Source organism: Cyanobium sp. Cruz CV13-4-11 (assembly GCF_024346055.1).
In the GTDB taxonomy this organism is placed as follows: Bacteria; Cyanobacteriota; Cyanobacteriia; order PCC-6307; family Cyanobiaceae; genus Cyanobium.
In genome coordinates this window covers 12,688-36,735 of record NZ_JAGQCH010000027.1, presented here as the reverse complement: position 1 = coordinate 36,735, position 24,048 = coordinate 12,688, and the positions used below count along the sequence as shown (strand labels likewise).

The 24,048-nt window shown below is 67.1% G+C and carries 19 protein-coding genes; 12 read left to right on the top strand and 7 right to left on the bottom strand.

Annotated elements, in window-relative coordinates:
- Both KBZ12_RS16040 and KBZ12_RS16035 read left to right on the top strand, forming a co-directional pair.
- The coding region (locus KBZ12_RS16040) for an SGNH hydrolase domain-containing protein (RefSeq protein ID WP_261360106.1) at nucleotides 1-1,079 on the top strand (1,079 nt) is incomplete at its 5' end.
- On the top strand, nucleotides 1,076-1,939 hold the full coding sequence (locus tag KBZ12_RS16035; RefSeq protein WP_254959001.1) for a galactose mutarotase: 864 nt from the start codon (nucleotides 1,076-1,078) through the stop codon (nucleotides 1,937-1,939). The genes KBZ12_RS16040 and KBZ12_RS16035, both read left to right, overlap by 4 nt.
- Here KBZ12_RS16035 and KBZ12_RS16030 read toward each other — a convergent pair.
- Nucleotides 1,918-3,111, bottom strand: coding sequence for an FAD-binding oxidoreductase (locus tag KBZ12_RS16030; protein WP_254958999.1), 1,194 nt, complete (start codon nucleotides 3,109-3,111; stop codon nucleotides 1,918-1,920). The two genes, KBZ12_RS16035 and KBZ12_RS16030, sit on opposite strands and share 22 nt — an antisense overlap.
- A gap of 17 nt (nucleotides 3,112-3,128) precedes the next feature.
- Here KBZ12_RS16030 and KBZ12_RS16025 point away from each other — a divergent pair, with 17 nt between their 5' ends.
- The 3 genes from KBZ12_RS16025 (at nucleotide 3,129) to KBZ12_RS16015 (ending at nucleotide 7,829) form a co-directional block, all read left to right on the top strand.
- Nucleotides 3,129-4,598 carry a four-carbon acid sugar kinase family protein gene (locus KBZ12_RS16025; protein ID WP_254958998.1) on the top strand — a complete coding sequence of 490 codons (1,470 nt, stop codon included), beginning with the start codon at nucleotides 3,129-3,131 and terminating at the stop codon, nucleotides 4,596-4,598.
- Nucleotides 4,599-4,701: 103 nt separating this feature from the next.
- The gene (locus tag KBZ12_RS16020; RefSeq protein WP_254958997.1) at nucleotides 4,702-4,854 is read left to right on the top strand and encodes a hypothetical protein; all 153 of its coding nucleotides are present in this window, start codon (nucleotides 4,702-4,704) and stop codon (nucleotides 4,852-4,854) included.
- Nucleotides 4,854-7,829: a diguanylate cyclase domain-containing protein gene (locus KBZ12_RS16015; protein ID WP_254958996.1), complete on the top strand. Its 2,976-nt coding sequence runs from the start codon at nucleotides 4,854-4,856 to the stop codon at nucleotides 7,827-7,829. Before KBZ12_RS16020 ends, KBZ12_RS16015 begins: the two co-directional genes overlap by 1 nt.
- Nucleotides 7,830-7,862: 33 nt before the next feature.
- Here KBZ12_RS16015 and KBZ12_RS16010 read toward each other — a convergent pair whose 3' ends face one another.
- Together KBZ12_RS16010 and KBZ12_RS16005 are read right to left on the bottom strand one after the other, a co-directional pair.
- Complete coding sequence (locus KBZ12_RS16010; RefSeq protein ID WP_254958995.1) at nucleotides 7,863-9,266, bottom strand: (Fe-S)-binding protein; 1,404 nt, start codon at nucleotides 9,264-9,266, stop codon at nucleotides 7,863-7,865.
- 34 nt (nucleotides 9,267-9,300) lie between these two features.
- Complete coding sequence (locus KBZ12_RS16005) at nucleotides 9,301-10,731, bottom strand: NADP-dependent isocitrate dehydrogenase (protein ID WP_254958994.1); 1,431 nt, start codon at nucleotides 10,729-10,731, stop codon at nucleotides 9,301-9,303.
- A 70-nt stretch (nucleotides 10,732-10,801) separates the two neighbouring features.
- Between KBZ12_RS16005 and KBZ12_RS16000 the strand changes: the two genes are divergently transcribed.
- Nucleotides 10,802-11,254 carry a hypothetical protein gene (locus tag KBZ12_RS16000; protein ID WP_254958993.1) on the top strand — a complete coding sequence of 151 codons (453 nt, stop codon included), beginning with the start codon at nucleotides 10,802-10,804 and terminating at the stop codon, nucleotides 11,252-11,254.
- A gap of 76 nt (nucleotides 11,255-11,330) precedes the next feature.
- Complete coding sequence (locus KBZ12_RS15995) at nucleotides 11,331-12,044, top strand: heme oxygenase (biliverdin-producing) (RefSeq protein WP_254958992.1); 714 nt, start codon at nucleotides 11,331-11,333, stop codon at nucleotides 12,042-12,044.
- Nucleotides 12,045-12,204: 160 nt separating this feature from the next.
- Here KBZ12_RS15995 and KBZ12_RS15990 read toward each other — a convergent pair whose 3' ends face one another.
- Both KBZ12_RS15990 and KBZ12_RS15985 read right to left on the bottom strand, forming a co-directional pair.
- A complete protein-coding gene (locus KBZ12_RS15990) occupies nucleotides 12,205-13,548 on the bottom strand; it encodes a transposase (protein WP_254959003.1) in 1,344 nt (447 codons plus the stop codon).
- A 27-nt stretch (nucleotides 13,549-13,575) separates the two neighbouring features.
- Nucleotides 13,576-13,776, bottom strand: a complete 201-nt coding sequence (locus KBZ12_RS15985) for a hypothetical protein (RefSeq protein ID WP_254958991.1) — start codon at nucleotides 13,774-13,776, stop codon at nucleotides 13,576-13,578.
- Between the two features lie 144 nt (nucleotides 13,777-13,920).
- On the opposite strand from KBZ12_RS15985, the gene KBZ12_RS15980 reads away from it, so the two are divergent.
- The 4 genes from KBZ12_RS15980 (at nucleotide 13,921) to KBZ12_RS15965 (ending at nucleotide 20,260) form a co-directional block, all read left to right on the top strand.
- Nucleotides 13,921-14,955, top strand: a complete 1,035-nt coding sequence (locus KBZ12_RS15980) for a glycosyltransferase (protein WP_254958990.1) — start codon at nucleotides 13,921-13,923, stop codon at nucleotides 14,953-14,955.
- A gap of 9 nt (nucleotides 14,956-14,964) precedes the next feature.
- Complete coding sequence (locus tag KBZ12_RS15975; RefSeq protein ID WP_315859330.1) at nucleotides 14,965-16,854, top strand: ABC transporter ATP-binding protein; 1,890 nt, start codon at nucleotides 14,965-14,967, stop codon at nucleotides 16,852-16,854.
- 152 nt (nucleotides 16,855-17,006) lie between these two features.
- A complete protein-coding gene (locus tag KBZ12_RS15970) occupies nucleotides 17,007-19,400 on the top strand; it encodes a UvrD-helicase domain-containing protein (RefSeq protein WP_254958989.1) in 2,394 nt (797 codons plus the stop codon).
- Entirely contained in the window at nucleotides 19,397-20,260 is an 864-nt protein-coding gene (locus tag KBZ12_RS15965) for a glycosyltransferase family 2 protein (RefSeq protein ID WP_254958988.1), read from the top strand. The genes KBZ12_RS15970 and KBZ12_RS15965 overlap by 4 nt, the downstream gene beginning before the upstream one ends.
- Here KBZ12_RS15965 and KBZ12_RS15960 read toward each other — a convergent pair.
- Both KBZ12_RS15960 and KBZ12_RS15955 read right to left on the bottom strand, forming a co-directional pair.
- Complete coding sequence (locus tag KBZ12_RS15960) at nucleotides 20,244-21,203, bottom strand: glycosyltransferase (RefSeq protein WP_254958987.1); 960 nt, start codon at nucleotides 21,201-21,203, stop codon at nucleotides 20,244-20,246. The genes KBZ12_RS15965 and KBZ12_RS15960 overlap by 17 nt on opposite strands.
- 36 nt (nucleotides 21,204-21,239) lie before the next feature.
- The gene (locus tag KBZ12_RS15955) at nucleotides 21,240-22,538 is read right to left on the bottom strand and encodes a rhamnan synthesis F family protein (RefSeq protein WP_254958986.1); all 1,299 of its coding nucleotides are present in this window, start codon (nucleotides 22,536-22,538) and stop codon (nucleotides 21,240-21,242) included.
- 178 nt (nucleotides 22,539-22,716) lie between these two features.
- Here KBZ12_RS15955 and KBZ12_RS15950 point away from each other — a divergent pair, with 178 nt between their 5' ends.
- Complete coding sequence (locus KBZ12_RS15950; RefSeq protein WP_254958985.1) at nucleotides 22,717-23,988, top strand: CCA tRNA nucleotidyltransferase; 1,272 nt, start codon at nucleotides 22,717-22,719, stop codon at nucleotides 23,986-23,988.
- Nucleotides 23,989-24,048: the final 60 nt, after the last annotated feature.

Genomic DNA, 24,048 nt, shown 5'->3' with positions numbered 1-24,048 from the left:
TGGAGCAGCCGGTGCGGCGCCATCCGCTGACGTGGTGGTGGGAGATGGTGCTGGCCCTGCTGGCGGTGGTGGGTCTGTGGCTGGGGATTGAAGCGCTGCACCACCAGTTTCGGGGCAAGTTGTTCATCGGTCCCGATCCTGATCCTGTGCCATTTCGGGAGCGCATTCATACCTATGACCCCTACATCTTGAACAGCGGCATCAAAGAGAAGAACTGCACTGTCCCGATTGGCAAGCCCTACGGCCTGACGACGCGACCGAACTATGACCTCTGCCAGAAACCTGGCAAGCCTGGGGCGCGAGAGATCTTTCTGCTGGGCGACTCCCATGCCTTGCATTTGGTGCCGATGCTCGACGCGGTAACCAGCCGCACGGGAAAGCGGCTGACGCTTGCCTTTCAGATGGCCTGCTTCCTTGACACGTCCATGGTGGCGACGTTGGGAAATGTGAAGTTCCCCGTTTGTCAGGATCTCGCCAGAGGTGAGATGGATCGGGCGCTTGAGCGTTTGAAGCCCGGCGATATCGTGATGATCTCAAGCTGGCTGAATTCCTATCTTTCAGGACTCTCCTCCGCCGGTAAGCCTTCCCCCATGGTGGTGGAGATGGATGGACGGCGGATCAGCCCACCCGAGGCTAGGGCGATCCATGTCGCCAACCTGCGCCGCTATGCCAAACAACTTGCTGCCAGGAAGCTTCATTTGGTGCTCACGGTGGATACACCCATGTTGTTGCTCAAGCCGATGGAATGCCGGCCGAAGCCAGGTCAGTGGCAGCAATGTGCACCGGATGTGCCAATCACCTCTCGCATGCAACAGACCATCCGGGAGACCCTGATGGAGGCCGCAGACGGACTGCCCAATGTGCATCTGTTTGATCCCACTTCCCATTTTCTTGACGCCGAGGGTCGGGTCACCCCCATGCGGCCTGACGGAACCCTGCTGTTTTCCGATGACCACCACCTGAGCCTGTCGGGGAGTCTCTCGCTCTCGGAGCCCTTCCAGCGCTTTCTCGAGCAGGTGGGTCTGTCCAGTGCGCCCCGACCATCACCACCACCCCTGCCCGCCTCCACCACCCCATGACCCTGCAACCCCCCACCGGGGACTCCCCCCACTGGCGCTTCACCGATCCGTCCAGCGGCGATGCGCTCACGGTCGCCCCCGAGCGCGGCGGGCTGGTCACCGGCTGGTGCTGCGGCGGCAGCGACATCCTCTATTTCGACGCGGAGCGCTTCGCCGACCCGGCCAAATCGGTGCGGGGCGGGATCCCCGTGCTCTTCCCCATCTGCGGCAACCTGCCCGGCGACGCGCTCGTGCTGAGCCAGGGGCGCTTCCCCCTGGCCCAGCACGGATTCGCCCGGGATCTGCCCTGGTCCATCGCCCCGCTGGCCGACGGCAGCGGCGTGGCCCTGCGCCTCGAGGACGGTCCCGGGAGCCGCCCCCATTTCCCCTTCGCCTTCGCCCTGGAGCTGGAGCTGCGGCTGCAACCTTCGACCCTGGCGATCACGGCCCGGATCACCAACCGGGGCGAGGCCGGGACAGCGGCCCTCCCCTTCAGCCTGGGCCTGCACCCTTACATCGCCGTCGCTGACCTGTCCGGCGTCCGGCTCGAAGGCCTGCCGGCGGCCTGCTTCGACCACCTCACGATGGCTCCGGCCCTCACGGCTGATCAGCTGTCCCGGCTGGAGCGGGGCGTGGACTTCCTCTGTAGCGGCCAGGGCCCGGTGCGGCTGCTGGATCCGGCGGGCGGCCGGGCGGTGACGCTGCATCCCGCCGCTCCGATGGATCTGGTGGTGGTGTGGAGCGATCCGCCCCGGCCGATGCTCTGCCTGGAGCCCTGGAGCGGCCCGCGGGGAGCCCTGAGCACGGGGGAGCGGCGCCTGCTGGTGCCCGCCGGGGAATCCCTGGAGCTGGGCTGCCGTTACAGCGTCGAGAGCCTCTGAGCGACGCCGGGGAGCCGGCCCGGTGCCAGCTGGCCGGCCGGATCGAAGCGGCGCTTGATCGCCTCGATCAGCGGCCGGGAGGGGGCATCCAACCAGGCCGGCAGGCCGGCCTCCGGGGGCTGGCGCAGCACGGTGAGATGGCCCCCCAGCTGGGTGCAGAGGCGGCGCAGTTTCAACACCTGAGCGGAGGTCACAGCGGCCTGCGGCCCCTCCGTGCCTGTCCAGGCCAGGCCGAGGCCGCTGCCGGCGGCCATGTCCACGGCCAGCCCAGCCAGGTCCGGAGCCTGCATCAGGGTCTCGAGCCGGTCGGGGCTGACGCCGAGGCGCAGCAGCCAGGTGGGCGCTGCGGCGGTGGCACCCCGCGCGTGGGCCAGCCAGGCGCCGGTGGTGGCGGCATCCAGCACCCGGGCCGGCAGGGTGCTGCGCTCCTGCAGGCAGCGCACCTGCTCCTGGAGGGTGGCGGCATCGACGCTGGCCAGGCCGATCAGCAGCAGGGGCTCCGGCGCCAGGCCGGCGGCGGCGGCGAGGCTGCCGTTCCACCAGTCGATCCGCTCCGGGCTGAGGCTGGAGCCCAGCAGCCAGCGGCTGAGGCCGGCCAGATCGTCCGCCCCCCCCTGGAAGCAGACACTGCGGCGCAGGGGCGGCCGGGGCAGGGTGCGCAGGGTCAGCTCGGTGATCAGGCCCAGGGAACCCCAGCTGCCGGTGAACAGCCGCATCAGGTCGTAGCCGGCCACGTTCTTGACCACCTTGCCGCCGGCCCTGGCCGTCACCCCATCGGCGCGCATCAGCTCCAGGCCGATCAACTGGTCCCGCACCCCCAGGTAGCGCTGGCGGTAGCCGCCCGCCAGGCCCCGGGCCACCAGGCCGCCGATGCTGCCGGCGGCGGCGCTCTGCCTGTCCCCCCAGGGGGCATCCACGGACAACCACTGGCCATGGTGTCCAAGGGCCTCCTGCACCTCCACCAGTGGTGTGCCGGCGGCCACGGTGATGGTGAAGTCGCCGGGGTTGAACTCCCGCACGCCCCGCAGGGCGGCGCAGCTGACCACCGTGCAGGGCCCCGCGACGGGCGGTCCCCAGTCGAGCCGGCTGCCCAGGCCCGCGGGCAGCCAGGCCGAACCCTGCCCGTGCAGGTCCCGCACCAGCTCCTGCAGCTCGTTGGGCTCCGGTCGCATCACGGCACGATGGTGCCATGGCGCAGGCAACGCTCGACCCCGGGCCCGGGCTCAAGATCGTCGTCATCGACGACGACCCCACCGGCTCCCAGACCGTGCACGGCTGTCCGTTGCTGCTGCGCTGGGACGCCGAGTCCCTGGCCGCCGGCCTGGCCCACCCGTCGCCGCTGCTGTTCCTGCTGGCCAACACCCGCGCCCTGGCGCCGGCGGCGGCGGCGGAGCGGGTGCGGGAGATCTGCCGCACCCTCCGGCCCGCCCTGGAGCAGGCGGTGGCCTGCGGCCGCATCGGCGGCTGGCTGGTGGTGAGCCGGGGCGATTCCACCCTGCGGGGCCACTTCCCCCTGGAGGTGGACGTGATCAACGCGGAGCTCGGCCCCTTCGATGCCACCCTGCTGGTGCCGGCCTTTCTGGAGGGGGGGCGCACGACGGTGGATGGGGTGCACCTTCTCCAGGGCCGGCCGGTGCACGAGAGCCCGTTCGCCTCCGATGGCCTGTTCGGCTACACCTGCAGCTTCCTGCCCGACTGGGTGGAGGAGAAGAGCGGCGGCCGCATCCCCGCCGCCACGGTGGAGCGCATCGGCTGGCAAGAACTGGAGGCCGGGGCGGAGAGGGCCGATGGCGGCAACTCGGACGGCTTCCTGGCCCTTTGCGACCGTCTGGCGGCGCTCCAGGGCAACCGTTTGTTGGTGGTGGATGCGGAGCACCCTCGGCAGCTGGCGGCCCTGGGTGCTGCCATCCGGGAGCTCATGGGGCCGGCATCGGCGGCGCCATGGGGCCGGCCAAGGCGGTTCCTGTTCCAGAGCGCCGCCAGCCTGTTGAACGGCTTGGTGCCGCTGCCGCCCCAGCCGCTGGATGCGGCCGGGCTGGCCGGCCTGCGGCGACGCGATCGGACGGGTGCGCTGCCGGGGATGGTGCTGGTGGGCTCCCATGTGCCGCTGGCCGATGCGCAACTGGAGGAGCTTCTGCGGGAGACGGCCTGCACCGTGGTGGAGCTGCCGGTGCGCCGCCTGGCGCGGGTGCTGGAGGGCCCTGAGCCGAGGCTGCTGCTGGCCTCGCTGGAGCGGCAATGGCAGGACCAGCTGGCTGCTGTGCTGGATGCCGGCCGCACCCCGGTGCTGACCACCAGCCGTGGCGAGTTGGTCTGTGCCGGTGCGAACGAACGACGACGTCTCGGCGAGGCCCTGGCGGCGCTGATGGCCCGCCTGGCGGCTGCCGAGGCGTCCCGGCTGGGGTATGTGATCAGCAAGGGCGGCATCACCACCGACGCGTTGTTGCGCCAGGGTCTCGGGCTGGCCGTGGTGGAGCTGCAGGGTCAGCTGCTGCCAGGGCTTTCCCTGGTCCTCACGCCCGATGCAGCCCCGGTGCCGCGCCTGCCGATCCTTACCTTCCCCGGGAACCTCGGCGACGCCGTCACCCTGAGGCAGGCCTGGCGCTGGATGGACGCTGGCCCCGGCGATCCAGCACGGGTCTCCGCAACGGTCTCCTGATCAGGGCTGGAACCCGAAACCGTTCAGCCATGATGATGACGAGTTCTTGAAGCGCTTCGCCTCTGGCGCTCTCCATCTATCCGTGCTCAGGGCAGGAGCCTCCATGACTGTGCGATCGGATCCACAGCCCTGGATCACCCTTCCAGCCCGACGCCCTGACGTGAACGCCGGCCAGCCCCAGTGGTCGCAGCTGCTGCCGACCAGCGGCACCATGGTCTTCGGTCCCTGCCTCCTTCGCCGCCAGCTTCAGGCCTGATGGCGTGGCTTCGGTGGCCACGGCGAGGCCTCCAGTGCGGGACTCTGGGCCAGGCCCTGCGCCTCTTCCTGCTGACGGGTGGAGCCATCACCGTGGTGCTTCTGCCGATGGTGCTCCTCTATGGGCATTCGCGGCGCGAGACCCTTCTGGCGCGCCTGACCGCCGCTCAGGAGGGAGCCAGCCTGCAGGTTGAGCAGATCCTTGAGGAGGTCCAGGCCGACACGGCCATGTCAGCCCTGCTCAGTGCCGAGATCGGCCGCAACAGCGAGCGTCGCCGGCACCTTCAGGATCTCTTTAGTGCCCAGCTGCAGGTGTACGGGCGCTATGGGGCGATTCTCGTGTTCAATCCTGCGGGCCAGCCGCAGTTGTCGATCTGGCGCCGCGGTGCCCCGGCCGATCCGGCCACGTTGCGGGTCGCCGTGAACCGCGGCCTGATGCTCGATCGGGAGGGGTTCTGGCTCTCTCCGGTGTACTGGCCCCGGCAGATCACCAGCACCGGCAAGACTGCCGCCGACCCTGTCCTGCTGGCGGTGCGTCCTCTGTTCAGTGGCGACCAGAGGCGCGGGGTGGTGGTGTACGTCACCAGCCTTGAGCGGGTGGTGAAGAACTTTGACGTCGAGACCAGTGGCTCGCCGGTCCAACAGCGCGGCTATCTGCTCAACGACAGAGGCCAGGTTCTGAACCCTGGTGGCGCCGCAGCGACACCCGATTTCGCCCAGCGCTTCCCGGGGGTGTGGCGTCAGATGCAGGGACAGTCCCGTGGTGTTGTGTGGGACAGCCAGGGTCTGTTCATCTTCGACACCCGTCGCCAACAGCTAGGACTTGCGTTGGTGCTCCAGGCGCCACCCGGTGCCGATTCCGCCGGCTCCTTGCTCGCGTCCCCCGTCGGTGTGGTGCTGCTGGCCGCCCCCTACCTGCTTGCGGCGGCCTTCAGCCTGACCATCGCCCTCTCCCAGCAACGGCTGAATGCGTTGCGCCAAGAGGAGCATCAGCTGGCCGACCAGCTCCAGGCGGTGTTGCGCAGTGCCGGCATCGGCACGGGGCTCTGTGAGCCTGCCACCGGCAATTTCCACAGCGTCAACGGGGCTCTCAGCCAACTGCTGGGTCGCAGCGAGAGCGCCCTGCTGGGTCGCAGCTGGGTTGAGTTCGTCCACCACAGCGATCGCGATGCCGCCGAGCGGCTGGTGGATCCCCTGCATCATCGTGATGGCGAGCGGCGACGCTTCCGCTTCAGCCGGCCTGACGGAACCAGTGTCTGGGGTGATCTGGTTCTGACCTGCACCCAGGGAAGCGGCCCCACCAGCACTGCCGACACGATGATCCTCCAGATCGCCGATGTCTCCGAGCTGGTGGAGCAGTCGGCCTACCTCGAGGCGGCGGCGGAGGCGGGCATCGTGGGGGTCTGGGACTGGGATATCGAGCGCGATGCGCTCACCTGGGACCCCGTGATGTACAAGCTCTACGGCCTCAGCGGCGACCAATTCGCCGGTGCCTATGCCGCCTGGGCCAAGGCCGTCCATCCCGACGACCGCCACTACGCCGAATCGGAGATCCAGGCGGCCGTGCAGGGCTGGCGGCCCTATCAACCGCGCTTCCGGGTGGTGTGGCCCGATGGCTCAATCCATCACCTGCAGGCTCGCAGCCGCACCACCTATGCGGCCGATGGCCAGGCCCTGCGGATGATCGGCGTGAACTACGACATCACCGACCAGGTGCAGCGTGAGCTGGAAATCGACCAGCAGCGGGGTCTTCTGGCGGCCACCCTCAATGCCCTGGTCGACCCGCAGCTGTTCCTTACCCTCACGGATCAATTGCGGATCTCCGAGGTCAACCCCGCGGCGGCCAGCTGGCTGGGCCATTCGAGCTACCAGCTGATCGGCAGGCCCCTGGCGGAACTGCTGCCGCCCAGCGACAACCGCCTGTTGCTGGCGGAGCTGGCGGAGGTGGCGAGGGAAGGCCAGCCCCTGATTGCCGATGACCGGCCGCTGCAGCTGGCCGGTGCGTGCGAGCCCCTGCATGTCGACCTGCGGGCGGTGTGGGTGCGTGACGGGTTGGCCCTGAGCTTCCGCGATGTCAGCGAACGGCACCATGCCAGCCAGCAGCTGGCGGCGTCCGAACAACGCTTCCGCCTGCTGGCTGAGAACGTCAGTGATGTGGTGTTTCTCTGCGAGGCCGGCTCGATCGTCTGGATTGCCCCGGGACTGAGGCGTCTTCTCGGCTGGGGGCCAGAGGAGTGGCAAGGCCAGCGGCTGCAGGATCTCTGTCACCCCGACGACACGGAGCAATGGCTCACCCTGCTGCAGCAGGTGGAGCAGGATCGCAGTGCCAGCGTGCGCCTGCGCGTCCAGGACTCCAACCTTTGCTGGCGCTGGTTGGAGATCCATGCGGGCCCCTACCCCAATGCCGATGGAGGAGCGATGGGGCTGGCGGGGGCTCTGCAGGTGGTGGATGAGGAGGTGGCCGCGGAGGCCGAACTCGATCATCGGGCCCGCTTTGACTCCCTCACCGGTCTCTTCAACCGGCAGGAAATCCTCGAGCAGCTTCAGTCGCTCAGCCGGCGCCGCCGCATGGCCGATGGCCATCTGGCCGTGCTGTTCTGCGATGTCGACCACTTCAAGGAGATCAATGACCACCCTGGCCACACCGGCGGCAACGCCGTCCTGGAGGCTCTCGCGCGGCGGCTGCGTGACACCACCCGCAGCGGCGATCTGGTGGGCCGGCTCGGTGGCGATGAGCTGCTGGTGGTGATTCAGGGGGTCCGCTCCCTGGCGGAAGCCAAGGTGGTCGCCGCGAAGATTCACCGGACGGTGGCTGTGCCGGTGAGCCTGACCACGGGCGTGGTGACGCCCACCCTCTCGATCGGCGTGACCCTCCTCAAGCCGGACGAGTCGACGGCTGCGTTGGTGGCACGGGCTGATCAGGCGATGTATACGGCCAAGCAGGAAGGCCGTAACCGTGTGGTCGCCATCGTGTAGGCCAGCAGCGTTGACGCCCGCGGCACCTGATGGTCAGGCGGATTCAGCCTCACGGCCTGGAGGGACGTCTCGCGGTTCATCCCCGCCCAGGCTGGTTCCGGTCTGCAGCCCACCTTGCCAGCTGCGATCCAGCAGCTCGATCGGATGGAGCACCGGCAGCGGCCGCTGCTGCGCCTCCATGGCCTGGCGGATCTGGAGCGTGCAGCCGATGTTGGCGCTCACGGCCAGCTCGGCGCCGGTGCCGCTCAGGTCGGCGGCCTTGATCCGGCCCAGTTCGGCGGCCTCCTCGGGCTGCACGAGGTTGTAGATGCCGGCACTGCCGCAGCAGACGCCGGCTTCGGTGGCTTCGCGGATCCGCACATGGGGGATCCGGCCCAGCAGGCGCCGGGGCTGGGCGGCCAGGCCCTGGCCGTGCAGCTGGTGGCAGGCATCGTGGTAAGCCAGCTCCAGGGGGCGCTCCGCACTGGCGGCCGTGCCGTCATCGTGGGGGAGCGGCTGCAATCCCGCCTGAAAGCTGTCGCTGAGCCCGACCTCATCGAGGAACTCCTGGATGTCGGCCACCGTGCCCAGCAGGGGATAGCGGCTGCTGAGGATCTCCCCGTAGGACTTCATGGTGTGGCCACAGCCCGAGGCGGCCACCAACACGGCATCAAGGGGTTCGGGCCCCGCCGCCCGCCCCGGGCCGATCACCGCCTCGAAGCTGGCCATCAGGGCCGACGCCAGCTCCCGGGTCTGGTCCAGTTCCCCCTGGTGGTGGGTCATGGCACCACAGCAGCCCTGGTCGGGGGGGATCACCACCTCGATGCCGTTGGCGGCGAGCACCCGGATGGCGGCGGCGTTCACCCCCGGCTCAAACACCCGCTGGACGCAGCCAAGCACCAGCCCGACCCGGCGGCGGCGCGGCCCCTGGGCCGGTACCAGCACGGGCCAGTCGTCGCGGAAGGCTGTCTCAGGCAGCGGCGGCAGCAGCTTCTCCATCGCCGCGACCTGGGGACCGAACAGGCGGGTGAGGCCGCTGCGGCGTGCCAGGGCCTGCAGGGGCGTGCCGGCGTAGGCCCGCAGGGGGGCCAGCAGGGCCCGCAGCCGCCTGGGGTAGGGGAGCAGGGCGAAGATCAGCCGCCGGAAGGCCCGCTGCGCGGGGCTGCGCAGCTCGGGCGCGTTCAGTCGCGGCCGCATGGTCTCGATCAGTTCGTCATAGCGAACGCCCGCCGGGCAGGCGGTGACGCAGGCCAAGCAGCCCAGGCAGCTGTCGAAATGCTTCGCCACCGTGGCATCCAGCACCAGCTCCCCGGCGTCGATCGCCTTGAGGGCATGGATCCGCCCCCGGGGCGAGTCCATTTCGGTGGCCAGCACCCGGTAGCTGGCGCAGGTGGGCAGGCAGAAGCCGCAGTGGACGCAGGGATCGGCGGCGATGAACGGAAGGCTCATGGGATCCATTGTGGGCGCTCGCCCCGACCCCACGGCCCCAGATTCACCCCCCGAAGTGGCGCACCACGGCTTCTGCGAAGCCTGAGCAGCTCACCGCTTCGCTGCGGGGTTCCATCAGCCGGGCCAGGTCGTAGGTGACCTCCTTGTTGGCGATCGCGGCGCTGATCCCCTGGGTGATCAGGTCGGCCGCCTCCTGCCAGCCCATGTACTCCAGCATCATCACGCCGGAGAGGATCACCGATCCCGGGTTGATGCGGTCGAGGCCGGCGTGCTTGGGGGCGGTGCCGTGGGTGGCCTCGAAGATCGCCGCGTTGTCACCGATGTTGGCCCCGGGCGCCATGCCCAGGCCCCCCACCACCGCGGCGGCCGCGTCGGAGATGTAGTCGCCGTTGAGGTTGAGGGTGCAGAGCACCGAATACTCCTGGGGCCGGGTCTGGATCTGCTGGAAGATGCTGTCGGCGATGCGGTCGTCGACCATCACCATCTGCTTCCACTTTCCGCCGCCATGGCTGCTGCCGATGGCGTCGAGCACCGCCGACACCTCCGCGTCGACGGCCGCCTTCTTCTCGGGGGTGAGGCTGTCGTAGCCCGGCTCGATCAGGCGGGCGTTGTCCTCGATGCTGAGGCCCGGCTGCTCCTCCAGGTTGCCCAGGATCCAGCTCTCCCGTTCGGTGATGCACTGGTCACGGAATTCCGTGGTGGCCACCTCGTAGCCCCAGTCGCGGAAGGCCCCTTCGGTGAACTTCATGATGTTGCCCTTGTGCACCAGGGTCACGTGGCGCTTGGCGCCCTCCAGGCCCAGGGCGTGCCGGATGGCCTTGCGCACGTGGCGCTGGGTGCCGGCCTTGCTCACCGGCTTGATGCCGATGCCGGCCCCCTCGGGGATGCGGCGCTTGCCCAGCTTGCCGTTGGCGGGGATCACCGTGTCGTTGAGGTGGGCGATCAGCTCGATGCAGACCGGATCACTGGCCTCCCATTCGATCCCCATGTAGATGTCTTCCGTGTTCTCTCTGTAGACGACCACATCCAGGTCCTGGGGCCGCTTGTGGGGGCTGGGGGTGCCGTCGTAGTAGCGGCAGGGCCGCACGCAGCAGTACAGGTCGAAGATCTGGCGCAGGGCCACGTTGAGGGAGCGGATGCCGCCGCCGATGGGGGTGGTGAGGGGACCCTTGATCGCTACGCCGAACTCCTCGATGGCCGTCAGGGTGTCCTGGGGGAGGTACTGGTACGTGCCGTAGAGCTCGCAGGCCTCATCTCCCGCGTACACCTTGAACCACTCGATGCGCCGCTCGCCGCCGTAGGCCTTGGCCACGGCCGCGTCCAGCACCCGCTGGGTGGCGGGCCAGATGTCAACGCCGGTGCCATCGCCGCGGATGAACGGAATGATCGGGTCGTTGGGAACGATCGGCTGGCCGCCCTCGAACCGGATCGCCGTGCCGCTGACTGGGACGGTGAGCTTCTCGTATGTGGCCATGGAGTCGGCACGGAACGCGCTGTTGAGCCTAGGTTTCGGACACATTGGCTTTCTGCTCAGGGGAAACGGCATGAATGCGGCCGACCAGGCCCGATCGGTGGAACTGGCCGCCGCCATCGCCGCGGTGGTTGGCCATTTCCGCCTGCATTTCCCTGCCGCCCGGGCCAACCTCACCCCCTGGCGCGACGATCCCCTCACCCGGGCTTTCGATGAGCGGGAAACCCTGGATCTCTCCTTCCACTTCCCCGGCTGGAGCCCCCGCCTGCAGTGCCGCTCACTGCTGGTGCAGCTGCGCTTAGAGCGGGCGCCGGTCGGATCCGGCGAACGGCCGCGGCTGCTGGGGGTGCTGATCCGGGGGCTCACCTACGAATCGGAGCGCTGGCGCCTGGCCACGGTCGGGGACTGGCAGCCTTCGGGATCCCATCTCCCCTCGGTGGAGGTGGTGTCTTCGCTTCAGCAGACCTGCCGTGAGTTGTTCGATCTCTTCGGCGACGTGGCGGCCCGCGGTCCGCAGGCCGCGTAATCCTTCGCAACTTTGGAGCCTCCCCCGGAAGGCCCCACCTACTTTGGATCATCTGCCCGCGCAGCCTTTCGATCCCATGCCCGTCGCCCTTGCTTCCCAACTCCGTGAGGGAACGAAGAAAGCCCACACGATGGCCGAGAACACCGGTTTTGTGAGCTGTTTCCTCAAGGGAGTCGTCGACAAGGCCAGCTACCGCACCCTGGTGGCCGACCTGTGGTTCGTCTACAGCGCCATGGAAGAGGAGCTCGCCAAGCTGACAGACCACCCGGTTGTCGGCCCGATCGCCTCACCGGCCCTGAATCGCCGCGAGTCTCTTGAGCAGGATCTGACCTTTTATTTCGGTGGCGACTGGCGCCAGCAGATCCGCGCCACCCCCGGCGCCCAGGAGTATGTGGCCCGCCTGCACCGGGTGGCGCGGGAGTGCCCCGAGCTGTTGGTCGGCCACCACTACACCCGCTACATCGGTGATCTCTCCGGTGGCCAGATCCTCAAGAACATCGCCCAGAAGGCGATGAATCTGGGTGAGCACGATGGCCTGCGCTTCTACGAATTCGACGCCATCGACGACGAGAAGGCCTTCAAGGCCACCTACCGGCTCACCCTCGACAGCCTGCCCATCAACCAGGCCATGGCCGACCGGATCGTGGCCGAGGCCAACGAGGCCTTCCACTGCAACATGAAGATGTTCCAGGAGCTGGAAGGCAACCTGGTGGCGGCGATCGGCAAGGTGCTGTTCGGCTTCCTCACCCGCCGCAGCCGCGCCGGCAGCACCGAGGCCGTGCCCGCCTAGGAGTTTGTTGCCAATAGAGCATTGAGCCTCTGAGCACGGCGAATCCTGGCCGCGTTGAACTACTTCATCGCTGCTGAGGCTCTGGTGTTCTGCTGAGCATGCCCATCGATGGGCCTGAATCAGCCCCGGCCACACCGGCCAGGGCTGCTGCTGCTGCGCATCATCCCGATGCCGCCACCAGCGCCTGTTGTTGTGATCGCCTGAACCTGAACAACTTCAACAGGTTGTGGGTGGCGGCAATCAGGTGCCACTCTCCGTTCACCTTCTCCAGCCCCCGTAACAACAAACGCCGTAGGCCCCGGGCTTCCTTGATCTGCCCGTTCACGGGCTCTACGATCGCTTTGCGCCTGGCATAGATCCTCGATCCCTTCTTGCTTCTCAGCTTGCGGGCCATGCGGGTCTTGGCGTCGGCGTTCTTTGGCAGCGGTCCGCGCTTTGGCGGTGGTGGCTGCCCATGCGGCAAGCGGCCGGTGGCGATGTACGCATCAATGCCCTGATCAGCGCAGGCCTTGGCGTTGTCTTCGCTCCAGTAGCCCGCATCCATCGTCATCACCGTCGGCAAGGTCCCGGCGCTGGCAGCGATCCGCTGCAGCATGGGCTCCAGGTGCTCGACATCCGGCGGCTGGTTGCTCACGCCAGTCGCCACGATCACCTGGTGATCGCTGTCGACCGCCAGCTGGCAGTTGTAGCCCTGGATGTAGTGACCATCTGACTTCATGAGATGGCTGTCGGGGTCGGTGAAATTGCGCTGGGTCTTGGTGGTCGGTGTGCCGTCAGCCATTCTCGCCAGACCACGGCGTGGCATCGCCTCAGGTGCCAAGGGCTCCAGATCCGGCGGTTCCACACCGGCATCCTCAGCAGCCTTGATGGCCTTCTCCTGCGCGGCTTTTGCCTTGGCCGCTGCTGCCTCTGCTTTCTTGTTCAGATCGGCCTGCTCAGCTGCCGGTGCATCTGATTCCCGGGCGGCAGCCGCTTTGGCCCGGGCCGCTTCTGCTTCCTCGCGCCGGTGCCGTGCTGCTGCAGCGATGGTTTCCGCTTCCATTTCCTTGCGGGCCTGACGGATCCTGGCCAGGCGGTCCTGACGCCGCCGCAGTTCGTCCGGCAGATCACTGCCGCGGTTGCTCTTGCCGTAACGGCGATCCTCCTGGGCATCCAGGATCTCGGCCTTACGCATCAAGGCATTGATCTCCTTCTCCAGCTGGGCCTCGGCTTTGAGCATCCGCTCATGGCTCATCGCTTTGTGTTTGGAGGCATTGGCCTGCACCTTGGTGCCATCGAGTGCTACAAGGCCCAGGCTCACCATCCCGGCCTTCTGGCAGAGCCGCAGAATCTGCACAAACAGCTCGCTAAGGGCCTCAAGGTTGCGGCGGCGGAACTCGCTGATGCGGCTGTGGTCCGGCTGCTGGTTGCTGGTCAGCACCCGGAACGCCAGATCCTCGTAACAGGCGCGCTCGATCTTGCGGGAAGAGACGGTGCCCACGCAGTAGGCGTAGAGCAGCAGCATCGTCAACCGCTGCGCGGAAGGCTTCGCCTACATCCTGGGGTCAAAGCCCTTCTCCCCACGAGGATCCTTGGCATAAGCGGGAATCAGGACCTGTGAGAGATCCAGCTCATCCACCAGATCCAGCAGGAAATACACCTGGTGGTCTTCTGAAAGCCACTCCCTCGGCGATGGCGGCAGCAGGGTGGTCTGCTCCGGTTGCCAGGGGCGAAAGGTCTTGCGCTTCTGCATGACCCATTCTCTCGCCCAGATCGATTGCAGTCACAGGGATCTGGGCAGATTCATGGGCGTCTGTGGAGAGGGTCGGCAGTGATCTATGCGCAACAGCCTCCTAGGTTTCCCAGGCCTTCGGCGGCCGCCGCCACCCCGATCCGCGTGCGTCCGATCCGTTTCCTGCTCCCCGGCACCACCGGTCGCTTTCGCGGCGGCGGTCTGCTGGTGGAACTGCAGACCGCACGGCTGACGTCCCAGCTGACCCCCACCGAGGTGGTCACCTACCGGCAGCGGGAGCCCGACCACCCGTTCCTGGATGATCTGCTGGCCCGGGAGAGGGCGCCCGGGGACGCCCTCTGGATCGTCAGCTGGGGGTTCGACGTGCCCCGCCTGCTGCGGCGACTGCGGGGCAGGCCCCTGGCGTACCACGCCCACAGCAGCGGCTACGGGTTCTCTCTGCCCCCCGGCGTGCCGCTTCTGGCGGTGAGCCGCAACACCCTTGGCTACTGGGGCGACCGGGCCCCCCGCAATCCCTTGTTCCTGGTGCCGAACGCGCTCCAGCCCCAGTGGCTGGAGCGGGGCAACCGGGCGGCCCCCGTGGGCTGCGGGCGCCCCATCGACGTTCTGGTGCAGCAGCGCAAAAGCAGCGACTACCTTCTGGAACAGCTGGTGCCGGCCCTGCGCCGGCGCGGGTTGCGGGTGGAGGTCCAGAGCGGCTGGGTGGACGATCTGGTGGATCTGTTCAACAGTGCGGCCGTCGTCCTGTACGACTCCGCCGACTACTGGCGCGGCCGGGGGGTGAGCGAGGGTTTCGGCCTGCCGCCGCTGGAGGCGATGGCCTGCGGCTGTGTGGTGTTCAGCAGCCTCAACCACGCCCTGGCCGATAGCCTCGATCCTGGGGTGGTGGGCCACCAGATCGGCTGCGGCAGCCTGGAGCATGATTTGGAGAGGATTCAGGCGGCGGTGGCCGACCCGCTGGCCTGGCTGCCGCCGCCGGCCCGGCTCGCCAGCCTGCTGGAAGCCAGCAGCGAGCCGGTGCTTCAGGAGCGCTGGCATTCGGCCCTGGAGGCCATCGATGCCCACTGGACCCACCTGCTGCTGGAGGGGGCGTCACCGCTGCGCTCGCCTCCCCTGCTGGCCGTGCGGATCGACCAGTGGCGGCGGCGGTTTTCGGCCATGTGGCGATCACTGAACTGACTGGCTGGAGTGGGGGCGGCCCTTCTGGCTGCACGGGTACGATTCCCGCAAAAGTCCGACCAGATGTTTCGCAAAAGCCAAACCTTCAAGAGTTTGGTGCGGCTTCTGGCCCAATTGCCGACGCGCCGTAAGCGCGCGTTGATCCGGCTGATTCCCCTGGCAATTCTCGCCGGAATTGCTGATCTGGTCGTGGTGGCCCTGGTGGCCCGCCTGTTCACGGTGGTCGTTGGTGGTGAGAATCGTCCTTCCATCCCCTGGGAAGGTTTGGTTCCGGAAGACCCCCGGGTCAAGGTTGTGGTGCTGGTGGTGGCCTTTGTGGCCGCTGCCTGGTTCTCTTCGCTTTCAAAACTTCTGCTGCGGGCCTTCCAGCTGCGGCTGAAGGCGTTGATCTGGCGTGATCTTTCCGACATGGCTCAGCGGAAGTTGATTGCCCAGCCCTACGTCTATTTTCTGGGCGAGTCGAATTTAGACATTTCCGCGAAGGTGTTGATCAATGTGTCGCGTGTCGCGGACATTGTCGTGTTGCCGCTGCTGCAGTTGGCCAGTGGTGTGTTTGTGATCACCCTGCTCTCCGCGGGCATGCTGATCGTCGGAAAGTTGCTGGCTGTCGTGTTGATCCTGGGGCTTCTGGCTGGTTACCTTCTGATCTCCACGGCCATCACCCCTTTTCTGCGCTTTGCGGCACGGCAAAGAATCCTACTCGAGGTCCGCACCAACACGATTCTCTCCGAATCGATGCGCACAATCCTCGATGTGCAGCTCACCGGCTCGGAGCCCTACTTCGAGCGCCATTATCAGGAGGCGGGCCTTGACACGGTTCCGTTCATCTGGAAGGCGGATGTCCTGCCGGAAACACCACGGGCGTTGATCGAACCCCTGGGAATCACAATGATCTTCGCGGCGGGCATGCTGCCCTTGTTGGCCAATCCCGATCCGGGCGCGCTGCTGAAGATCATTCCGTTCCTGGCCACCGTGGCTGTCACCTCCCTCAAGCTCACCCCCCCCCTTCAGGACAGTTTCCGGGCCATCACCTCCTTGCGGGCGGGCCTGCCCGACCTCGAGGAGACCCTCAAGTTGATCGAATTGCCCGAGGGACGGCTCACCATCCGCTCCGAAGGGGTGCCCTCCCCGGATGGGGTGATGCCGAAACGGGCGATCCGCCTCAGCAACGTCAGTTACCGCTATCCCGGTTCCGATGTGAATGTCCTCCATGACATCTCAATGTCGATTCCCGTTGGCTCCCGGGTGGCTTTCGTCGGTGCTACGGGCAGCGGCAAGACAACAACGGCCAACCAGCTTCTCTGCCTGTTGCGGCCCAGCTCCGGCACCCTCAAGCTGGATGGCATTGAAGTCGTCGACGCCGATGTTCCGGCTTGGCAGGCAAACTGCGCCTACGTACCCCAGGCCATCAATCTTTTGAATGGCAACATCATCGAGAACATCGCCTTTGCCGAGGAGGTAGATGCGGTCGATCAGATGCGGGTCTGGGAGGCCCTCCAGGCCGCGCAGCTAGCCGATATCGTCGCCGAGCTTCCGCTTGGCCTGTTCACGCCGATCGGCGACAACGGCATCCGGCTGTCCGGCGGGCAGCGGCAACGGCTGGCCCTGGCACGTGCCTTCTACCGTAATTCCAAGTTCCTGGTGCTGGATGAGGCCACAAGCGCACTTGATAACCGCACCGAATCCGAGGTGATGGATGCCATTGAGGTGATTGGCCGCCGCTGCACCCTGGTGGTGATCGCCCATCGCCTCTCTACGGTGATGCGCTCTGATTGCATCTTTGAATTCGAAGCCGGTCGCATCAAGGCTTCCGGCACCTTCGACCAACTGCGGCAACACTCCGATACGTTCAACGACCTGGCTTCATTTGAGCGGCGACTGTCCAGTCCGCTTGGCTGATGGTTATGGCCTTCAATGGAGGGCTGATGATCAAGTGTCTTTGAGTCAATTAAGGTCGCTAGTTCTATGGATTTCTCCTGCATCTGATCCGGTCAGCACGATGATCAGGTGGGGCTGCTAACGTCAAAAATGAAACCTCTGCGCCGGAGCCTGTGAGTTTTCTGGCCGGTCTGAACGAGGCCCAGCGTCGGGCGGTCGATCACCACACCGGTCCATTGCTGGTGGTCGCCGGTGCCGGCAGCGGCAAGACCCGGGCGCTCACCCACCGCATCGCCCACCTGATCGGCCACCACGGGGTGGACCCGGCCCAGGTGCTGGCCGTCACCTTCACCAACAAGGCCGCCCGAGAGATGAAGGAGCGGCTGGAGGTCCTGCTGGCCCAGCGCCTCGCCCAGAGCCAGTTCGGCCAGCCCTGGAGCACCCTGCCGGCCCGCGAGCAGAAGCAGCTGCGCAGCCGCATCTACCGGGAGGTGATCAAGGACCTCTGGATCGGCACCTTCCACGCCCTGTTCGCCCGGCTGCTCCGCTTCGATATCGACAAGTACCGCGACCCCGAGGGGCTTACCTGGACGCGCCAGTTCTCCATCTACGACGAGAGCGACGCCCAGAGCCTGGTCAAGGAGATTGTCACCCAGGAGATGCAGCTCGATCCCAAGCGCTTCGAGCCGAAGAAGGTGCGCTGGGCGATCAGCAGCGCCAAGAACCAGGGCTGGCTGCCCGAGCGCCTCGAGGAGGAGCATGCCGGCCCCCGGGGCAAGCATGAGGCCGAGGCCTACCGCCGTTACCGCCGTGCCCTGGCGGCCAACAATGCCCTCGATTTTGACGACCTGCTGCTGATGCCCGTGCAGCTGCTGCAGCAGAACGAGCAGATCCGCCACTACTGGCACCGCCGCTTCCGCCACGTGCTGGTGGACGAATACCAGGACACCAACCGCACCCAGTACGACCTGATCAAGCTGCTGGTGGCCAACGGCCATCCCCCCGAGCACTTCGACGACTGGGAGGGCCGCTCCGTGTTCGTGGTGGGCGACGCCGACCAGAGCATCTACAGCTTCCGGGCCGCCGACTTCACGATCCTGATGGGGTTCCAGAAGGAGTTCGGCGACGGCTCCCTCGACGGGGCCACCGGCACGATGGTGAAGCTGGAGGAGAACTACCGCTCCACCGCCACGATCCTGGAGGCGGCGAACGCCCTGATCGCCAACAACAGCGAGCGCATCGACAAGGTGCTGCGGCCCACCCGCGGCGAGGGGGAGCCCATCAGCCTCACCCGCTGCGACGACGAGATCGCCGAGGCCGAGGCGGTGGTGCATCGGATGCGGATGCTGGAGGCGGCCCACCCGGAGCTGCGCTGGGGAGACATGGCCGTGCTCTACCGCACCAACGCCCAGTCCCGCGCCATGGAGGAATCGCTGGTGCGCTGGGGCCTGCCCTACATCGTCGTGGGGGGCCTGCGCTTCTACGACCGCCGCGAGATCAAGGATGTGCTCGCTTATTTGCGCCTGCTGGTCAACCCGGCCGACACCGTCAGCCTGCTGCGGGTGCTGAACGTGCCCCGGCGGGGCATCGGCAAGACCACCATCGAGCGGCTCACCGATGCGGCCAACCAGCTGGGGCTGCCCCTGTGGGAGGTGGTGAGCGATCCGGAGGCGGTGCGCTCCCTCGCCGGCCGTTCCGCCAGAGGCGTCCTCCAGTTCCAGGAGCTGATCTCCGACCTGAGCCGTCGCCTGCAGGATGCTCCCCCCTCCGAGCTGGTGCAGCGGGTGATGGAGCAGAGCGGCTACCTGGCCGAGCTGCTGGCCGAAGCCACCGACGAATCGGAGGAGCGGCGCCGCAACCTGCAGGAGCTGGTGAATGCGGCCCTCCAGTACCAGGAGGAGAACGAGGAGGGCTCGCTGGAAGGGTTCCTGGCCTCCGCCGCCCTGGCCAGCGATGCCGACAGCAAGGACACCGAGGCCGACCGGGTCACCCTGATGACCCTGCACGCCAGCAAGGGGCTGGAGTTCCCGGTGGTCTTCCTGGTGGGGCTGGAGCAGGGCCTGTTCCCCAGCTACCGCTCCCTGGAGGACCCCGCCGCCCTCGAGGAGGAGCGCCGTCTTTGTTATGTGGGGATCACCCGGGCCAAGGAACGGCTCTTCCTTTCCCACGCCAGCGAACGGCGGCTCTGGGGCGGCATGCGGGAGCCGGCGGTGCCCTCGGTGTTTCTCTCCGAGCTGCCCGAGGCCCTGCTGCAGGGCGACATCCCCCGCAGCGGCGGCGCGGCCCTGCGCCGGGAGCAGCGGCTGGAGCGGCTCACCCGGGTCGACCGGGACGACAGCCAGCGGGTCGCGGCTGGAGGGGCGGCCGGCGATCCCGCCAATGCGGTGCGGCGCCGCAGCGCGGTCCGAGCCTGGGCCGTCGGGGATCGGGTGCGGCACAGCAGCTTCGGCGAGGGCCACGTCACCCATCTGTTCGGCAGCGGAGAGAAGACGTCCATCGCCGTGAAGTTCGAGGGCATGGGGCCGAAGATCCTCGATCCGCGCCTGGCTCCGATCGAACCGGTATGACCCTGCCGCTGGTCACCGCCGTGGTGCCCACCCGCAACCGTCGCGAGCTCACCCTGCGATTCCTGGAGCGCATGGCGGCCCAGACCTATCCGGCCCTGAGGATCGTGGTGGTGGATTCCCAGTCCAGCGATGGCACCGTGGCAGCGATCTGCCAGCGGCATCCGCAGGTGACGGTGGTGGCTGCCGGCGACCGGGATTTCTGGGCCGGTGCCACCAACCGGGGCGTCCGGCGCGCCCTGGCGGCCGGCACCGACTACGTGCTCACCATCAACGACGACGCGGTGGTTTCTGAGGATTATGTGGAGCGGATGGTGGCCCTGGCCCAGCGCCACGACTGCGGGATCCTGGGCAGCCGCATCGATCTTCTGGCCGAGCCTGGGCGGATCTGGGCCCTGGGCACCCGCACCGACTGGGGCACGGACCGTTTCCTGCGCCTGGCCCACCACGACGACCTGGCCAGTCAGCTGGATCCGGCGCTGACGGCCGCCGAGGTGCTCGAGGCCGAGGCGATGCCGGGGAACGGCGTGCTGATCTGTCAGGAGGTCTTCCGCCGTGTCGGCCTCTACGACGCCCGCTGGCTGCCCCACTACCACGCCGATTCCGAGTGGGTGATGCGGGCGGTCCGCCAGGGCATCGACGCCCGCGTGACCCCGGGGGTCGTGGTCCTCAACGACTTCGGGGATGAGCAGAAGCTTCTGCCCCTGGGCAGCCTGCGGGGTCTGCTGTTCACCTTCTTCCACCCCAAGTCCCACCTCTACCTGCCGGCGGTGGCCGCCATCCTCTGGCGCCACTGTCCGCCGGCCCAGCGCTGGCTCACCCTGCGGGCCCTGGCGGGCCGCTTCCTCAGGATGAAACGGTGAAGGAGGTGCGGGGGTGGGGCGGCTCCGGCCGGCGCAGGAGCCGCCGCCAGCACCAGCGCAGGTAATCCCCCAGTCCCCACCAGCGGCCCCGGGCCCGCTCCGGATCGGAGAGGCAGAAGCTGAGGGGGCGGACGGCGTAATAGAGCAGGTTCAGCAGCAGGGCCAGGGGCGTGGCGTGGCGATGCAGGAAGTACAGCTTGCTGAAGGTGGCGTGCTGGTACTTGGCCCGAGGGGCCCGCTGGGTGATCGCTGACACCTGATGCTCCACCAGCACGGCCTGGGTGACCCGCAGGCAATAACCCTGCTGGTGGTGGCGTTCGGAAATGTCGGCGTCCTCGTAATCCAGAAAGTACTGCGGATCGAACTGGGGGCAGTCCCGGAAAATCCCCAGCCGGAAAAGCATGCTGCAGCCGGACATCCAGCGGGTGGGCCAGGTGCGGACCGGCAGGGGGCGGCAGTCGTCGGCGGGGAAGCGATGGCGCAGGCTCCCGGTCCAGCGGTTGAAGCTGCCGTGGCTGAACCAGACCTCGCCCCGGGGGTCCCGGATCCGGGTGCCGAGCATGGCGATCTGCTCATCGTCACGCAGGCATTGCCTGACGTAGGCGATCGCACCGGGGTCCAGGCGGGCATCGGGATTGATCAGCCAGGCCAGGGCCGATCTGTCGGTCTGCCAAACATGGCGGAGCCCCAGATTGCAGCCGCTGCCGAAGCCGAGGTTGGCGCCCGCCTCGATCAGCTGGACCGCCATTGGGATGGGAGCGGCCTCGTTCCATTGGCGCAGACTTTGATCGGAAGGGGAGTTGTTGACGATGACGAACCTCAGTGAACCGAGGTCCTCCTCGCTGGCGATGACCGCCTCAATCAGGCCACGAATGTAATCGCCACAGTGGTAGTTCACTGTGATGAAGTGGATGGGGACGTGGTCCTCGGATTGGATCCCCATCAGGCGAACGGCATGGCGCTCAGGCTCCTGCTGGAATCATTCATAGGTAGAGGGGTAAACGAACGCGCCGGTGATCCCCTTGATGGCCGCTTCCCGTAGACGGTTGTCGTAGCTCAGGGGCACACCTCGGATGTACATCAGATCCTTGAACTCGTCGACAAGATTCTCAATCCGTGTGCCATCCTCGACTCCAAGGGATTGCCTCGCAGCCTCTCGGAACAGGCTGATCGCCTGGGCCATGGTGTAGCTGCCGGCGGTGCAGAGATCATGCTTCACGAATGGACAGTGAAGATAAATTGGGTAGAGAAAGGCTGCAATATGGCTTGGATTTCCATTCTCGATCAGATCGGCAACGCTGTAGAGCTGAGCGCCTGTGAGAGTCTTGTGCTGATCACTCTGCTGCATCAGCTGTTGCAGGGAATAACCGATCTTGCGTCGCTGGGAAGTTCGCGCCGGTGAGGGCATGAGCCGGAACACCTCTTCAGCAGGCACCCCGCCTTGAGAGGCGAAATGGGTCTCGAGAGCCTCCTGCAACTTGTCACTTGTGTAAAGTGTGTCGACGGATTGGAAACGCCTATAAACCCTTTGGGAAAGTGCAATCTCGCCATTGTAAATGCAATGGCCCCGATGGGAAAGTGGCAGATAGTCCTTCCAGAACTGCAAGAATGTTCTGGAGCGGAAGACCTCCGGCTTGAGAACCTGGAAATAGGATTGGTAGTGGGTCTGAATCTGATGACTGATGTGGCTGAACAGAGCCTGCTTCTCGCCAGCGGCGAAGTCCTTCAGCGCAGCAACGAGCGCCTGAGCATTGCGGCCCGGAATGAACTGCATGGAGTCATTGGCGATGCACAGCAGTTGGCAGCGCTCCAGATGCCCTTCGCCATGAAGCAGCAGCACCCCATCCCTGAAGCCACCGAAATCCCGCCCGATGTTGCGACGATCAAAGACACGCCAGCAAATCCCTTCAAGGGCCAGGGCAGTCTCTGGATTGGTAACCTCGTTGTTGATATAGACAACCTCAAAACCTGCCTGCTTGAGCGCTTCGATGTAGGATCGGTTGGAGTGGGTCAGCCGTTTGGCATAGGCAATGAAGAGGGCAATTCGTTCAGGAGTATCGCCGGATGCGCTAGCCCTGCTTGTAGATCCAGGGTGCTTCAGATCGGCTTGGAGCTGGATCGGCTGGAGACGCTTTTCCGGCGTACTGCGGCGGCCGTGTGGACCAATCCAAAAGTCGATCTGGGCCTGAAGATAGTCGCTAAGGATGAAGATCTTGATCTTGATCTTCTTCCACAGGCCCAGGGGGGCCTTGAGGATCTTCTTGAAGCTGTCAGTCATTCCATGCGACCCTTGCGGCGTGGGCCTGATTCCGCAGGCTCCGGCTCAGGTGGTGGGCATCATTCATTGAGCATCAGGGCTGAAGCGACACCATGATTTCCCTATCGTCATCAGGCGCGATGTCGATCGGCCGAGTGTACCGTGCGCCTTCTGGACACCGCTCCATGGCCCTGCTGCGATGACGGTCTCCGTGATCGATCTCCAGGATCTCTGCCTGCCTCCTCGTCTGCTGGCCACGTTCCACCGCTCAAGCGACTGTGCGGGGCTGGCGGTCGTGGGCGGTGCCGTGCGGGACCTGCTGCTGCACAGGGTGCACCTTGATCCCCTCCGGGGCTTGCCCGACCTCGACCTGGTGGTGGAGCTCGCTCCGCAGGCCGATCCGGCCGATCCGCGGCCGGCGGCCCATCGCCTGGCGGAGACGTTGCTTCGGGAAACGCCCGCCGAGGCGGTGGGCTACTGCCAGTTTCACCGCAGCTTCGGCACGGTGGAACTGGAGCTTGATGAGATCCGCCTGGATCTGGCCTCGGCCCGGAGCGAAACCTATCCCGCCCCCGGGGAGAACCCCATCGTTTCCTATGGCTCCCTGGAGGACGATCTCGCCCGCAGGGACTTCAGCATCAATGCGATGGCCCTGGTGTTCGCCAGCCCAGGGCAGGGCCTGCGCCTGCTGGATCCCCACGGCGGCGGCGCTGATCTGGCCCACCGGCAGCTGCGCCTCCTGCATGACCGGAGCCTGGAGGACGATCCCACCCGCATTGTGCGGGCTGCCCGCTACGCCGCCCGGCTGGGGTTCACCCTGGCTCCCGCCAGCCAGGAGCAGCTGCGCTCCACCCTGGGCCGCTGGCCCTGGGGGCAGGGCAGCGGCCCAGGAGGTGCTGGCCGGGTGCCTCCCGCCCTGGGGACCCGGCTACGGATGGAACTGGAGCTGCTGCTCGAGCGGGAGCCCTGGGAGGAGGCCCTGGCCTGCCTGCAGGCCTGGGGCGCCCTCGTGCTGGTGGACCCGGCTCTGCAGGCCGACACCAGCTGGCGTCGCCGCCTGCGCTGGGCCCGGCGCAGCGGCTTGCCGCTCCTGGCGGCGCTGCTGGCTGGCAGTGACGCGGCCACGACCGTGGCGACACGGCTTCAGCTGCCCCACGGGCAGCAACGGTTGCTGGCCCAGCTGGCCCTGCTGCGCCAGGCCTGGCAAGTCTGTGCGGCGAGGCCCAGCACGGCCCTGGCCTGGAGCACCTTTCTGGAGCAGCCGGGTTGGTCCCCCGAGGCCGTCGCCCTGGCGCTGGTGAGCGGAGCGCTCCCCCGGCGCCCCCTGCTGCGCTGGTGGTTCCGCTGGCGCCATCTGGCCTCCCCGATGGCGGCGGCCGATCTGATCGCCTCCGGCCTGCCGCCAGGACCGGTCCTGGGGGAGCGGCTCCGCCAACTGCGGGGCGAGCGGCTGCGGCTGGAGCGGGTCTGACCCTTTGCGGCGGGTGGGCGAAGGTCCCCTAGGGTCTCGATCCAGCGGCTTTCCCTGCGC

Coding starts and splice junctions, on each gene's coding strand:
- KBZ12_RS16035 (WP_254959001.1), top strand. CDS start 1,076: ATGACCCTGCAACCCCCCACCGGGGACTCCCCCCACTGGCGCTTCACC.
- KBZ12_RS16030 (WP_254958999.1), bottom strand. CDS start 3,111: ATGCGACCGGAGCCCAACGAGCTGCAGGAGCTGGTGCGGGACCTGCAC.
- KBZ12_RS16025 (WP_254958998.1), top strand. CDS start 3,129: ATGGCGCAGGCAACGCTCGACCCCGGGCCCGGGCTCAAGATCGTCGTC.
- KBZ12_RS16020 (WP_254958997.1), top strand. CDS start 4,702: ATGACTGTGCGATCGGATCCACAGCCCTGGATCACCCTTCCAGCCCGA.
- KBZ12_RS16015 (WP_254958996.1), top strand. CDS start 4,854: ATGGCGTGGCTTCGGTGGCCACGGCGAGGCCTCCAGTGCGGGACTCTG.
- KBZ12_RS16010 (WP_254958995.1), bottom strand. CDS start 9,266: ATGGATCCCATGAGCCTTCCGTTCATCGCCGCCGATCCCTGCGTCCAC.
- KBZ12_RS16005 (WP_254958994.1), bottom strand. CDS start 10,731: ATGGCCACATACGAGAAGCTCACCGTCCCAGTCAGCGGCACGGCGATC.
- KBZ12_RS16000 (WP_254958993.1), top strand. CDS start 10,802: ATGAATGCGGCCGACCAGGCCCGATCGGTGGAACTGGCCGCCGCCATC.
- KBZ12_RS15995 (WP_254958992.1), top strand. CDS start 11,331: ATGCCCGTCGCCCTTGCTTCCCAACTCCGTGAGGGAACGAAGAAAGCC.
- KBZ12_RS15990 (WP_254959003.1), bottom strand. CDS start 13,548: ATGCTGCTGCTCTACGCCTACTGCGTGGGCACCGTCTCTTCCCGCAAG.
- KBZ12_RS15985 (WP_254958991.1), bottom strand. CDS start 13,776: ATGCAGAAGCGCAAGACCTTTCGCCCCTGGCAACCGGAGCAGACCACC.
- KBZ12_RS15965 (WP_254958988.1), top strand. CDS start 19,397: ATGACCCTGCCGCTGGTCACCGCCGTGGTGCCCACCCGCAACCGTCGC.
- KBZ12_RS15960 (WP_254958987.1), bottom strand. CDS start 21,203: ATGGGGATCCAATCCGAGGACCACGTCCCCATCCACTTCATCACAGTG.
- KBZ12_RS15955 (WP_254958986.1), bottom strand. CDS start 22,538: ATGACTGACAGCTTCAAGAAGATCCTCAAGGCCCCCCTGGGCCTGTGG.
- KBZ12_RS15950 (WP_254958985.1), top strand. CDS start 22,717: ATGACGGTCTCCGTGATCGATCTCCAGGATCTCTGCCTGCCTCCTCGT.